Here is a 13,424-nt window from a genome sequence, read left to right on the forward strand (position 1 = left end):
GTCGGGTTCCTTCCGCGCACCGCAAAAATCCGGCTGCTTTCCCCGCGTTACGATCGCCCGTCGGCCGACACGAGGAACGCGGGGGACCAGCAGTGAGCGCGACCGTCGACGAAACCACGCACACCACCGGGCCCCCGGCCCGGACCGCCTCGGTGCTGCGGAGCGGCGCCGTGATGGCGGCCGGGTCCGTCGTCTCCCGCGCCACCGGCTTCGTCCGCTCGGCCGTCGTCGTCGCCGCGCTCGGCACCGCCCTCACCGCCGACGGCTACACGGTCGCCAACACCGTCCCCAACATCCTCTACATCCTCCTCATCGGCGGCGCGCTCAACGCCGTCTTCGTCCCCGAACTGGTGCGCGCCGCCAAGGAGCACGCCGACGGCGGAGCCGCGTACACCGACCGGCTGCTCACCCTGTGCACCGTCGGCCTCCTCGCCCTCACCGCGCTCGCCGTGGCGGCGGCGCCCCTCATCGTCGGCCTCTACACCGACTACGACGGCCGCCAGGCCGAACTGACCACCGCGCTGGCCCGCTACTGCCTGCCGCAGATCCTCTTCTACGGGCTCTTCACCCTGCTTGGCCAAGTCCTCAACGCCCGCGGCCGGTTCGGCGCGATGATGTGGACGCCGGTCCTCAACAACATCGTGATCATCGGGGTGTTCGGCCTCTACATCGGCGTCGCCGCGAACGCCGACGGCACCCTCACCGACACGCACGCCCACCTGCTCGGCTGGGGCACCACCGCCGGGATAGCCGTGCAGACGCTCGCCCTGATCCCCGCGCTGCGCGCCGCGAAGTTCCGCTGGCGGCCCCGGTTCGACTGGCGCGGCAGCGGACTGACCCGGCCCATGCGCGCGGCCGGCTGGCTGGTGCTGCTCGTCCTCACCAACCAGCTCGCGTACTGGGTCGTCACCCGGCTCTCCACCGCCAGCGGGCTCCACGCCGTCGAGCAGGGCGTCGCGGGCGGGGCGGGCTACACCGCGTACAGCTACGCCTATCAGCTCTGGGTCGTCCCGCAGGGCATCATCACGGTCTCGCTGGTCACCGCCCTGATGCCCCGGATGAGCCGGGCTGCCGCCGACGGCGACCTCGCCGGGGTGCGGCGCGACGTCGCGTACGCCCTGCGCACCAGCGCCGCCGTCGTGGTGCCCGCCGCCACCGCTCTGCTGGTGCTCGCACCGTGGGTGATCGGCTCCGTCTTCGGATACGGGCGCACCACCACCGCGGACATCACGGTGATGGCCGGAATCATGATGGCCTTCGCGCCCGGACTGATCGCCTTCTCCGGGCAGTACGTCCTCTCGCGCGGCTTCTACGCCATGAGCGACACCCGCACCCCCTTTCTCCTCAACCTGGTGATCGCCGCCGTCCAGGCGGGCCTGACGGCCGCCGCCTACCTGCTGCTCCCGGCACGCTGGGCGGTGACCGGGATGGCCGGGGCGAGCACGGTGGCCTTCTGCGCCGGGTTCGCCGTCACCGCCCATGTCCTGTCCCGTCGGCTCTCGGGGCCCGGCGCCGGTTCCCTGCTGCGCTCACCGACCCTCGGCGCGCACGCCCGCCTGATCGCCGCCTGCCTGCCCGCCGGAGCCCTGGCGTACGGCGCGGGGCGCGCGGCGGAGAGAGCGGGCGACGTGGCGGCTGCCGGGGCCGGGACGCTCACCCTTCTCCTCGCCGTGGTGCTGCTGGCCCGGCCGCTCGGGATAGCGGAGATCACCACGATGCTGACGGCCGGCCGGGCACGGCTGCGCCGCTGAGGCGGGTCGGTCCGGTCAGCTGCTCGCCCGGTGCGAGGCGGGCGTGCTGGGGGTGGGGGCCTGGGCCTCGCGGGTCACGTCGCCGACCAGTTCGACCACATCGGGGCCGTACGCCTGGGAGTTGACGACCTTCAGCAGCAGGCAGAACGACTTGTTGCCGTGCTTGCGGCGCAGCTTGTCGTAGTTGCGGGCGACGTAACGGGTGGCCGCCTGGTTGGTGATGGCCCGCTGCCCGCAGAACAGGAAGACCGGGCGCGACTCCTGACTTCCCGTCAGGCGGGCCAGCAGGACGTACTCCGCGGTGCCCGGCTCCATCCGGTAGCGCTCCGAACCGACCTGGAACGCCACCCGGTCCGGCCCCGGATCCTGCTCGACGTTGATCCGTATCCCGGGCAGCAGGGTCCGCAGATGCGCCGCCATCCGCTGGTTGGACGTGGGGCCGCCGACGCAGTACTCCGTACGCTCCCCGAACCCCTGCTGGGCCGTGTCGTGGGTGACGATCTGCGCATGGGCCCCGCAGTCCTTGATGAGCGCGGAGAGTTCGAGCAGGGCGAAGGCGTCATGCCGGTGCACCGCACCCTCGGCGCCCGCGTAGCGGTTGACGACCAGCAGGCATTCGGAGTTCGTCGGCAGCCCGAAGAAGGCCTGTCTGCCGCGGAGTCCCCGCCGCCAGAGGTACGTTCGGGCGATCCAGCCCAGCGAGGCACTGATTCCGGCGGCTATCACGCCCAGCACGATGTTGCGCACGTCGTCCGTCATGGGCGCGCATGGTATCGGTCATTCGGGTAACCGTTCGAGGCGGTCCTGACGATCCGGGTTTCCCGGGGCTACCCTGCGGCGGAGATCCGTTGACTGGAGGTACGTATGCGCCGTTCCGTCGGTCGGAACACATCCCTGTTGGCCGTACTCGCCGTGGTCGCCTCGGTCGGGGCCGCCGCCCCGGCGACCTCGGCGGCGGGCGCCCCGCCGCGCCCCGCGCCGCCCAAGTCCCCGGTGGCGGTGGGGCATGGGGGAGCGGTCGCCAGTGTCGACCCGGACGCTTCGGCCGCCGGGATCGAGGTGCTGCGCAAGGGCGGCAACGCGGTGGACGCGGCCGTGGCGACCGCGGCGGCGCTCGGTGTGACGGAGCCCTATTCGGCGGGCATCGGCGGCGGCGGCTACTTCGTCCACTACGACGCGAAGACGCGCCAGGTGCGGACCGTCGACGGCCGCGAGACCGCCCCGCGCAGCGCGGACGCCTCCCTGTTCCTGGAGAATGGCAAGCCGATCCCGTTCGAGGAAGGGGTGACCAGCGGCCTCGGCGTCGGCACCCCCGGCACCCCGGCCACCTGGGAGCGGGCGCTGGACGCCTGGGGCTCCAAGTCCCTGCGCACGCTGCTGAAACCAGCCGAACGTCTCGCCCGGGACGGCTTCGCCGTCGACGGCACCTTCCGCTCGCAGACGGCCTCCAACCAGGCCAGGTTCGCCGACTTCCCGGCCTCCGCGAAGCTCTTCCTGCCGGGCGGTGAACTCCCCGTCGTCGGCTCGGTGTTCAAGAACCCGGACCTGGCGCGTACGTACGAGAAGCTCGGCCGCGAGGGCGTCGGCGCGCTGTACCGGGGCGCGTTGGCCGACGACATCGTCCGTACGGTGCGCAAGCCGCCCGTCGACCCGGACGCCACCCGGGTCGTCCGCCCCGGCGATCTGACCCGCAAGGACCTGGCTTCCTACCGGACCCTGCGCAAGGACCCGACCAGGGTGAAGTACCGGGGCCTGGACGTCTACGGCATGGCCCCCTCCTCGTCCGGCGGCACCAGCGTCGGCGAGGCCCTCAACATCCTGGAGTCCACGGACCTCTCCCGGGCCGACCGGACCCAGTACCTCCACCGGCTCATCGAGGCGAGCCGGATCGCGTTCGCCGACCGGGGCCGCTGGGTCGGCGACCCCGCCTTCGAGGACGTACCGACCAAGGAACTGCTGAGCCAGCGGTTCGCGGACTCCCGGGAGTGCCTGATCCGCGACGACAAGGCGCTGACCAGTCCGCTGGCGCCGGGTGACCCACGCAACCCGGAGCGGTGCGGCAGGGGTGGCACGGCCGCGCCGACGACGTACGAGGGTGAGAACACCACCCACCTGACGACGGCCGACAAGTGGGGCAACGTCGTCGCCTACACCCTGACGATCGAGTCCACCGGCGGCAGCGCCATCACCGTGCCCGGCCGCGGCTTCCTGCTCAACAACGAGCTGACGGACTTCTCCTTCGCCCCCGCCAACCCGGCGGTCCACGACCCGAACCTGCCGGGGCCGGGCAAGCGGCCGCGCTCCTCGATCTCCCCGACCATCGTGCTGAAGCACGGCAAGCCGGTGCTCGCCCTCGGCTCGCCGGGCGGCGCCACGATCATCACGACCGTGCTCCAGTCGCTCACCGGGCACCTGGACCGGGGGCTCCCGCTGGTCGACGCGATCGCCGCGCCGCGCGCCAGCCAGCGCAACGCGCCGACGACCGAGATCGAGCCGGGCCTGTGGAACAGCCCGGTCCGCGCGGAGCTGGAGAAGCTCGGCCACGCCTTCAAGCAGAACCCGGAGATCGGCGCCGCCACCGGGGTGCAGCGGCTGCCCGACGGCCGCTGGCTTGCGGCGGCGGAAAAGGTGCGGCGGGGCGGGGGCTCGGCCATGGTGGTGCATCCGGGCGGCAGGCACTGAGACGGGAGGGGTGCGCCACCGGACGCGTCGTCAAGGGGACCCGTACGGGCCCCTCGCCTACGGGAAGGGTCCTTCCGCACCATGCGCACCCGCATGCTCGCCCTGACATCCGCCGTCTGCGGCGCCGCGCTCCTCGGAGCGGCGGCGCTGCCCGCGTCCGCTTCCGGCTCGTCTTCCGGCTCCGCGCAGGAGCCGGAAGCGGACGCGGGCGTCGTGACCGCCGCCGAACTGCTCGCCGAAGTCCGCGCCTGTTCCCGGATCTCGAAGGGCAGATACCGCACCGACAGCGGCAGCGCGAAGGCCACGGCCCCGGTCTGCGGCACGCGGGACGCCGTGTTCTGGAAGGCGGACATGGACATCGACTGCGACGGCCGGAAGACCAGGGCCTGCAACCGGAAGACCGATCCGTACTTCCTGCCGGAAACCGCGTTCCAGAGCTCCCGCGGCGAACCCCTCGACTCCGCCGCCCTGCCCCATGTGGTCGTACCGGGCCCGAGCAAGGTGTGGGACTACCGGAAGTCGGGGCTCACCGGCGGCAGCGTCGTGGCGGTCGTGTACCGGGACCGGGTGCGGTACGGCGTGATCGGCGACACCGGCCCCACGGGCATCATCGGCGAGGCGTCGTACGCCATGGCGAAGACGCTGGGCATCGACCCCGACCCGTCAACCGGAGGCGCCGAGTCCGGCGTCACCTACATCGCGTTCAAGAACTCCCGCATCTCCCCGATCGAGAGCCGCGCGCGGGCGCAGAGCCGGGGAGCGGCCCTGGCCCGGGAGTTCGTCGGGCGCTCGTAGCCCGCCCGGGGCCGGGGTCGCCCGGAGGGGTGCTCAGAGTGCGGTCAGCACGCGCGGGCCGTCGTTCGTGATCGCCACCGTGTGCTCGGCGTGCGAGGCCCGGCTGCCGTCCGTCGTCCGCAGCGTCCAGCCGTCCCGGTCGTGGCGGAACTCGTCGAGGCCCCCGGCGAGCAGCATCGGCTCGATCGCCAGGACCATGCCGTGCCGCAGCACCATGCCGCGCCCCGGCCGTCCCTCGTTCGGCACGGAGGGGTCCTCGTGCATGGACCGGCCGATGCCGTGGCCGCCGTAGCCCTCCAGGATGCCGTAGCCCGCGTCGCGGCAGACCGTGCCGACGGCGTGGGCGATGTCGCCGATCCGGTTGCCGACCACGGCCGCGGCGATACCGGACTCCAGGGCCTCGTTCGCGGTGGCGATGAGCCGGGTGTCCTCCGGGCGGGCCTCGCCCACGGTGAAGCTGATCGCCGAGTCGCCGGCCCAGCCGTCGAGGAGGGCGCCCGCGTCCACGCTGACCAGGTCCCCGTCCCGCAGCGGCTCGGCGGACGGGACGCCGTGCACGACCGCGTCGTTGACCGAGACGCAGATGACGGCCGGGAACGGGGTGGGCGCGAAGTGCGGCTTGTAGTTCAGGAAGGGGGAGGCGGCTCCGGCCTTGCTCAGCACCTCGCGGGCGGCCTCGTCCAGCTCGCGGGGGGTCACGCCGACCGCCGCCACCTCCCGCGCCCGGGTCAGGATCTGCGCGACGACCCGGCCGGCCTCGCGCATCGCGTCGATCTGTGTGTCTGTCTTGATGTGCACCATGCCCATTACTATACCGGTCGGAGCGGTATAGTAATGACGGTATAGAAATGGCATGCCGTAGTAGGATGGGCCCATGGTCCGCACCCCTCTCACCCCCGAAGAGCGCCTGCGTGGCGAACGGCTCGGCGCACTGCTCCGCGCGGCGCGCGGGGAGCGCAGCATGGCCGCCGTCGCCGCGAGCGCCGGAATCTCCGCGGAGACCCTCCGGAAGATCGAGACCGGCCGCGCCCCCACGCCCGCCTTCTTCACCGTGGCGGCCCTCGCCGGCGCGCTGGGTCTCTCGCTGGACGAGATCCTCGGCAGCTGCGCAGCGGAACCGGCCGTGGCGCCGGCTCCTGTCCCTGCCGCGGTGCCGCTGATCGCGTAGCGGCTCGGCGGCCTGAACAGGCAGGGCGTAGGGTCACGCCCGTGACTCTCCAGGACTTCGCGCGCAGCGAGTACGTCAGCCTGACCACGTACCGTAAGAACGGCACACCCGTCGCCACGCCCGTCTGGGCCGCCGCCGAGGGGGACGTGCTGTACGTCTGGACCCGCTCCGACTCGTGGAAGGTGAAGCGGCTCCGCAACAACGGCAAGGTCCTCGTCACCGTCTGCGACGTACGCGGCAGGATCGCCGAAGGGGCCCCCAGCGCGGAGGGCACGGCCCGTCTCCTCGACGAGGACGGCACCCGCGCGGCGCGCAAGCTCCTGGCCCGCAAGTACACCTGGAAGTTCTGGCTCGTCGACTGGCCCGCCACCATCGCCCGGCTCGGCAAGCGGCCGCACACCGGGATCGCCATCACCTTCTGAGCGCCGGGGGCGCGGCCCGGCGGCCGTGCTCCCGCCGCAGCGCGCCCGAAAGCTGCGCGTAGCCGCCCTGTAACACGGCTGCGGTCGAATGCCTCCGGACTGGAAGGCTCCAGTCGACGGTCGGCGGGTCGGCGAGGGCGACGATGACGGTGCATCAGCAGGCGTACGAAGTAGGGGCGTTCGCGCAGTACCTGCGGGATCTGGTGGCGCGCCTGGACCCCGGTCGGGGGTGGTACGGGGTCTTCGCCCGGCGCGACCCTGCGGGTATGCGGTCCTGCCTCGACGGGGTGGAGATCCCGCCCTGGGACGTCGTGGAGTCGCTGCTCGCGGACCTCGCGGCCCTGCACGGCGCCCGCTTCGCCGAGCAGGTCTCGGTCCGCGCCGCCGCGCTCTACTCCGCGTCTGCCGCCGCCCACGACCGGCGGCCCGGCGGTCGCCAGGAGCTCGTCCACCGGCTGGAGTTGATGGTCCGCGAGCAGCACCGGGCGGCGGAGCGCCTGCGCGGCCCGGACCCGGCCGAACCGGACGCCCTGGCCTGGGCCCGCGACGACCACGACCGGGCCACGGCCCGCTGCGCGGAGCTCCGCAAGCGGCTGGCGGCGGTGGCGGCCCCCGAGGGCTGGTTGCGGTCGGAGGACGGCGAGGGGCCGCGCGCGGGGGCGGGCGGGACGGCTGGGTCCGCCGGGGTGGGCGGGGTGGCTGGGGCGGCAGGGATTGCCGGGGCTGCGGTCTCCGGTTCCGCCGGGCCCGCCGGGGCGGGCAGAGTTCCGCGGCCGCGCGCCGAGGCCGGGGACGCGGTGGCCGGGCGCCCGCACGGCCGGGGTGCGGGGACCGAGGGTGAATCCTGGGCCGACACCCCCACCCAGGAGGCCCCCGCCGAGGTCCCCGGGGGCGCCGAACCCGACGAGGCGCCCGAGCCCCCCAAGTACCCAGACGCCTCCACCCCCGCCCCCCGCCGCAAGAAGCCCCGCGGCGCCCGGTTCGCCGGGCTGGAGGTCGACGACGAAGTGGCAGCCGGCTACGCCCCGCCGCTGCCCGGCCCGCCCGAACCCGATCGCTCCGGCGCACCCGCCCCACGCGGCGCCCGCTTCGGCGGTGCGGCGGCGGAGACGGAGGACCACGGAGGCCGAGGGGGTCAGGGCGGTCACGCGGGCCGAGGCCGGGGACGTACCGGGCGGGACCGGCCGGCGGACGGGGCAGCGGATCCGGTCGCCCCGGATCCGGCCGCCGGGCAGGCCGTCGCCGGGGCCGTGGCCCAACTGGTCCGGCTGCGCGCCGACGGCCGCAGCGGCGAGGCGCACGTCGTGCTCTGCGAGGTCGCGGCCTGGCCCGCGCCCCGGCTGCCGGTGCTCGCCCTCGCCCTGCACCGCGCCGGCCTCGCCGCCGACTGGACGACCCTGCTCTGGGAGGTGTCCTCGCTCCCGCCCGCCGGGTTCGCCGCCGCGGCGGGTGCGCTGGCGGCCGCCGGGCGTGAGGCGGACTGCGGGCTGCTCCTGCGTCAGGGGGTGGCCCGGCCCGCCGCCGAGGTGGCCGATGCGGCGCTCGCTCTGGACGGCTCGGGCCGTGACGACCGGGCACGGGACCTGCTCGGCGCCTTCGTCCGCGTACGGACTCCGCGGGAAGCCGCCCAGCTGGCCCTGTCCGGCGGGACCCGGTTGCTCCCGCTCCTCCTGGCGGCGGCCCGTGAGGTGTCGGGGGAGGCGGAGTGGGACCTGGTCCACGCGCTGCGGGTGGCGGGTGTTCCGGGGGTCTGAGGCCGCCGGAACACCGTCGAGGATCGAAGCGTGTCCGTTGTGGACCGGTCGGGTGCGAAACATGATCGACTCCGCCGGTTCACGGCGATGGTCTTGCCCCGCCGGACGGAGGGGCTTACGTTCTCCATCCATGCACCGATCTACGTGCGTAGAGAACGCGTGCAGGCTCTCTGACGCCGCGTCGAAGGAGCAGCTCATGTCCCACGTCGTACGCGCCGCACTCGTCCAGGCGACCTGGACCGGCGACACCGAATCCATGATTGCCAAGCACGAGGAGCACGCGCGCGAGGCCGCCCGGCAGGGGGCGAAGATCATCGGCTTCCAGGAGGTGTTCAACGCCCCCTACTTCTGCCAGGTCCAGGAGCCCGAGCACTACCGCTGGGCCGAGCCGGTCCCCGACGGGCCGACCGTCAGGCGTATGCAGGACCTGGCCCGCGAGACCGGCATGGTCATCGTCGTCCCGGTCTTCGAGATCGAGCAGTCGGGCTTCTACTACAACACCGCGGCCGTGATCGACGCCGACGGCTCCTACCTCGGCAAGTACCGCAAGCACCACATCCCGCAGGTCAAGGGATTCTGGGAGAAGTACTACTTCAAGCCCGGCAACGCCGGCTGGCCGGTCTTCGACACCGCCGTCGGCAAGGTCGGCGTCTACATCTGCTACGACCGGCACTTCCCCGAGGGCTGGCGGCAACTCGGACTCGGCGGAGCCCAGTTGGTGTACAACCCGTCGGCCACCTCGCGCGGACTCTCCAGCCACCTCTGGCAGTTGGAACAGCCCGCCTCCGCCGTCGCCAACGAGTACTTCGTCGCCGCGATCAACCGCGTCGGCCGCGAGGAGTACGGCGACAACGACTTCTACGGCACGAGCTACTTCGTCGACCCGCGCGGCCAGTTCGTCGGGGAGGTCGCCAGCGACAAGGAGGAGGAACTCGTCGTACGCGACCTGGACTTCGACCTGATCGAGGAGGTCCGCACCCAGTGGGCCTTCTACCGGGACCGACGGCCCGACGCCTACGACGGGCTGGTGGAGCCGTGAGCGGACTGTACGAGCGCCATCTCGCTGTCAGCCCCGAGTGGCTGGCCCTCTACTACCGCCACCCCATCGAACTCACCCACGGCGAGGGCCGCCACGTCTGGGACGCCGACGGCAACCGCTACCTCGACTTCTTCGGCGGCATCCTCACCACCATGACCGCCCACGCCCTGCCCGAGGTGACCAAGGCGGTCGCCGAGCAGGCCGGGCGGATCATCCACTCCTCCACGCTCTACCTCAACCGCCCCATGGTGGAGATGGCCGAGCGGATCGCCACCCTCTCCGGCATCCCCGACGCCCGGGTCTTCTTCACCACCTCCGGCACCGAGGCCAACGACACGGCCCTCCTGCTCGCCACCGCGTACCGCGGGTCCAACCAGATCCTCGCGATGCGCAACAGCTACCACGGCCGGTCGTTCTCCACCGTCTCGATCACCGGCAACCAGGCCTGGTCGCCCACGAGTCTGTCCCCGCTCCAGACCTTGTACGTCCATGGCGGCGTCCGCACCCGGGGCCCGTACGCCGAGTTGAGCGATGAGGCGTTCATCCGGGCGTGCGTCGCCGATCTGGAGGATCTCCTCGGGCACACCCGCAACCCGGCGGCCCTGATCGCCGAACCCATCCAGGGCGTCGGCGGGTTCACCTCCCCGCCCGACGGGCTGTTCGCCGCGTTCCGTGAAGTGCTGGACCGGCACGGGGTGTTGTGGATCTCCGACGAGGTGCAGACGGGCTGGGGCCGGACCGGTGAGCACTTCTGGGGCTGGCAGGCGCATGCCGAGAACGGGCCGCCGGACATCCTCACCTTCGCCAAGGGCATCGGCAACGGCATGTCGGTCGGGGGAGTGGTGGCCCGCGCCGAGGTGATGAACTGCCTCGACGCCAACTCCATCTCCACCTTCGGCGGTTCACCGATCACCATGGCGGCCTCGCTCGCCAATCTCTCGTACCTCCTGGAACACGACCTCCAGGGCAACGCCCGGCGTGTCGGCGGACTCCTCATCGAGCGGCTGCGGTCCGTCGCCGCCGCTTCCCCCGCCGTACGCGAAGTGCGCGGCCGGGGACTGATGATCGGCATCGAGCTGGCGAAGCCCGGCACCGACGAGGCCGACCCGGAGGCCGCCGCGGCCGTCCTGGAAGCGGCCCGCGCGGGCGGGCTCCTCATCGGCAAGGGCGGCGGCCACAACACCAGCGTGCTCCGCATCGCCCCGCCGCTGACCCTGACCGTCGCCGAGGCCGAGGAAGGCGCGGCGATCCTCGCGGACGCCCTGCACGCGGCGGGCTGACCCCCGCCTCCACCGGCCCGTACGTACTCGAACCGCGCGGGGCGGCCCCCGGCGCCGCGCCCACCCGGGCCGGCGCGGGGGCGCCCCGAGTTGAGGAGATCCCATGAGTCGCACCGTCATCCACGGTGGCCTGGTCATCACCGCGTCCGACGAGATCCACGCCGACGTACTCGTCGAGGGCGGCCGTATCGTCGCGCTCGCCGCCCACGGGACCGACGCCGCCGAGAGCTGGAGCGCCGACCGGCGGATCGACGCGACGGGCAAGTACGTCATCCCGGGCGGCGTCGACGGCCACACCCACATGGAGATGCCGTTCGGCGGAACGTACGCTGCCGACACCTTCGAGACCGGCACCCGCGCCGCCGCCTGGGGCGGCACGACCACCATCGTCGACTTCGCCATCCAGAGCGTGGGCAAGTCCCTGCGCGAAGGGCTCGACGCCTGGTACGCCAAGGCCGACGGCAACTGCGCCATCGACTACGCCTTCCACATGATCCTCGCGGACGTGAACCCGTCCTCGCTCAAGGAGATGGACCGCCTCGTCGCCGAAGGCGTGACTTCCTTCAAGCTGTTCATGGCCTACCCCGGGGTCTTCTACAGCGACGACGGCCAGATCCTGCGCGCCATGCAACAAGCCTCCGGCAACGGCGGGTTGATCATGATGCACGCCGAGAACGGCATCGCCATCGACGTCCTGGTCGAGCAGGCCCTCGCCGCCGGGCACACCGACCCCCGCTACCACGGCGACGTCCGCAAGGTCGCCCTGGAGGCCGAGGCCACCCACCGGGCCGTCCAGCTCGCCCGGGTCGCCGGATCCCCCCTCTACGTCGTCCACGTCTCCGCCGACGAGGCCGTCGAGGAGATCGCCGCCGCCCGCCACAAGGGCCTCCCCGTCTTCGGCGAGACCTGCCCGCAGTACCTGTTCCTCTCCACCGACAACCTCGCCGAGCCCGACTTCGAGGGAGCCAAATACGTCTGCTCCACCCCGCTGCGCCCCAAGGAACACCAGGAAACCCTGTGGCGGGGCCTGCGCAACAACGAACTCCAGGTCGTCTCCACCGACCACTGCCCCTTCTGCTTCTCCGGGCAGAAGGAGATGGGCCGAGGCGACTTCTCCAAGATCCCCAACGGCATGCCCGGCGTCGAGCACCGCATGGACCTGCTGCACCAGGCCGTCGTGGACGGGCACATCACCCGCCGCCGCTGGATCGAGATCGCCTGCGCCTCCCCGGCCCGGATGTTCGGCCTCTACCCGAAGAAGGGCACCATCGCGCCGGGCGCCGACGCCGACATCGTCATCTACGACCCGGAAGCCGAGCAGATCCTCTCCGCCGAGACCCACCACATGAACGTCGACTACTCGGCGTACGAGGGGAAACGCATCACCGGCCAGGTCGAGACCGTGCTCTCGCGCGGCGAAGTCGTCATCGACGGACGGAAGTTCACCGGCCGCGCCGGCCACGGCAGCTACACCCCCCGCGCCACCTGTCAGTACCTCGACTAGGAGATCCCGCCATGGACTTCGGACTCGTCCTCCAGACGGACCCGCCCGCCTCCGCCGTCGTCGGCCTGATGCGGCGCGCCGAGCGCAACGGGTTCCGCTACGGCTGGACCTTCGACTCGGCGGTGCTCTGGCAGGAGCCGTTCGTCATCTACAGCCGCATCCTGGAGCACACGGAGAAGCTGATCGTGGGCCCGATGGTCACCAACCCGGGCACCCGCACCTGGGAGGTCACCGCCTCCACCTTCGCCACCCTGAACGACATGTACGGCAACCGCACCGTCTGCGGCATCGGGCGCGGCGACTCCGCGATGCGCGTCGCGGGCCGCCGGCCCAACACCCTGGCCCGCCTCGGCGAGGCCACCGACGTCATCCGGGACCTCGCCGAGGGCCGGGAGGCGACGGTCGACGGGCAGCCGGTGCAGATCCCCTGGGTGAAGGACGGGCGGCTGCCGGTGTGGATGGCGGCGTACGGGCCCAAGGCCCTGGCGCTGGCCGGGCAGAAGGCCGACGGCTTCATCCTCCAGCTCGCCGACCCCTTCCTCACCCAGTGGATGATCAAGGCGGTACGGGACGCGGCGGCCGACGCCGGACGCGACCCCGACTCCGTCACCATCTGCGTCGCGGCCCCCGCCTACGTCGGCGACGACCTCGACCACGCCCGGGAACAGTGCCGCTGGTTCGGCGGGATGGTCGGCAACCACGTCGCCGACCTGGTCGCCCGCTACGGCGAACACTCGGGCATGGTGCCGGACGAGCTGACCGCGTACATCGCAGGACGCTCCGGCTACGACTACAGCCACCACGGCCGCACCGGAAACCCGGACACCGCCTTCGTCCCCGACGAGATCGTCGACCGGTTCTGCCTCCTCGGGCCCGCCGAGGCGCACATCGAGAAGCTGCGCCATCTGAAGGACCTCGGCGTCGACCAGTTCGCCGTCTACAACATGCACGACGCCCGCGAGGCGACCATCGACGCCTACGGGGCCGAGATCATCCCCGCCCTGACCGACTGAACCTCGCCTCCCCGCT

General features: G+C 72.4%; 12 protein-coding genes. 10 read left to right on the plus strand and 2 right to left on the minus strand.

Going from position 1 to position 13,424, the window contains the following annotated elements; all coding sequences use genetic code 11:
* Window positions 1–92: 92 nt before the first annotated feature.
* On the plus strand, window positions 93–1,751 hold the full coding sequence (gene murJ, locus IE134_RS32400; protein ID WP_098895308.1) for a murein biosynthesis integral membrane protein MurJ: 1,659 nt from the start codon (window positions 93–95) through the stop codon (window positions 1,749–1,751).
* A gap of 15 nt (window positions 1,752–1,766) precedes the next feature.
* Here murJ and IE134_RS32405 read toward each other — a convergent pair whose 3' ends face one another.
* Window positions 1,767–2,510: a hypothetical protein gene (locus tag IE134_RS32405; RefSeq protein WP_189432537.1), complete on the minus strand. Its 744-nt coding sequence runs from the start codon at window positions 2,508–2,510 to the stop codon at window positions 1,767–1,769.
* Between the two features lie 105 nt (window positions 2,511–2,615).
* Here IE134_RS32405 and ggt point away from each other — a divergent pair, with 105 nt between their 5' ends.
* Window positions 2,616–4,433, plus strand: a complete 1,818-nt coding sequence (ggt, locus tag IE134_RS32410) for a gamma-glutamyltransferase (protein WP_189432540.1) — start codon at window positions 2,616–2,618, stop codon at window positions 4,431–4,433.
* Window positions 4,434–4,514: 81 nt separating this feature from the next.
* A complete protein-coding gene (locus tag IE134_RS32415) occupies window positions 4,515–5,228 on the plus strand; it encodes a glycoside hydrolase family 75 protein (protein WP_189432542.1) in 714 nt (237 codons plus the stop codon).
* Between the two features lie 33 nt (window positions 5,229–5,261).
* Here IE134_RS32415 and map read toward each other — a convergent pair whose 3' ends face one another.
* Window positions 5,262–6,029 carry a type I methionyl aminopeptidase gene (gene map, locus IE134_RS32420; RefSeq protein ID WP_189432545.1) on the minus strand — a complete coding sequence of 256 codons (768 nt, stop codon included), beginning with the start codon at window positions 6,027–6,029 and terminating at the stop codon, window positions 5,262–5,264.
* 73 nt (window positions 6,030–6,102) lie between these two features.
* On the opposite strand from map, the gene IE134_RS32425 reads away from it, so the two are divergent.
* The 7 genes from IE134_RS32425 to IE134_RS32455 all read left to right on the plus strand — a co-directional run bounded on the left by IE134_RS32425 (window position 6,103) and on the right by IE134_RS32455 (window position 13,408).
* Window positions 6,103–6,396 (plus strand): helix-turn-helix domain-containing protein, encoded by a 294-nt coding sequence (locus IE134_RS32425; protein ID WP_010064058.1) that lies wholly within the window; start codon window positions 6,103–6,105, stop codon window positions 6,394–6,396.
* Between the two features lie 41 nt (window positions 6,397–6,437).
* Window positions 6,438–6,818: a PPOX class F420-dependent oxidoreductase gene (locus IE134_RS32430; RefSeq protein ID WP_030722778.1), complete on the plus strand. Its 381-nt coding sequence runs from the start codon at window positions 6,438–6,440 to the stop codon at window positions 6,816–6,818.
* A 143-nt stretch (window positions 6,819–6,961) separates the two neighbouring features.
* On the plus strand, window positions 6,962–8,572 hold the full coding sequence (locus IE134_RS32435; protein WP_126931722.1) for a hypothetical protein: 1,611 nt from the start codon (window positions 6,962–6,964) through the stop codon (window positions 8,570–8,572).
* 196 nt (window positions 8,573–8,768) lie between these two features.
* Entirely contained in the window at window positions 8,769–9,611 is an 843-nt protein-coding gene (locus IE134_RS32440) for a nitrilase-related carbon-nitrogen hydrolase (protein WP_030722694.1), read from the plus strand.
* On the plus strand, window positions 9,608–10,891 hold the full coding sequence (locus IE134_RS32445; RefSeq protein ID WP_098019942.1) for an aspartate aminotransferase family protein: 1,284 nt from the start codon (window positions 9,608–9,610) through the stop codon (window positions 10,889–10,891). Before IE134_RS32440 ends, IE134_RS32445 begins: the two co-directional genes overlap by 4 nt.
* Window positions 10,892–10,994: 103 nt before the next feature.
* Window positions 10,995–12,395, plus strand: a complete 1,401-nt coding sequence (gene hydA, locus IE134_RS32450) for a dihydropyrimidinase (RefSeq protein WP_030722698.1) — start codon at window positions 10,995–10,997, stop codon at window positions 12,393–12,395.
* Between the two features lie 11 nt (window positions 12,396–12,406).
* Complete coding sequence (locus IE134_RS32455) at window positions 12,407–13,408, plus strand: TIGR03842 family LLM class F420-dependent oxidoreductase (protein ID WP_030722699.1); 1,002 nt, start codon at window positions 12,407–12,409, stop codon at window positions 13,406–13,408.
* The last annotated feature ends 16 nt before the right edge of the window (window positions 13,409–13,424 follow it).

The sequence above is a fragment of the Streptomyces rubiginosohelvolus genome, assembly GCF_014649875.1.
Classification (GTDB): Bacteria; Actinomycetota; Actinomycetes; order Streptomycetales; family Streptomycetaceae; genus Streptomyces; species Streptomyces rubiginosohelvolus.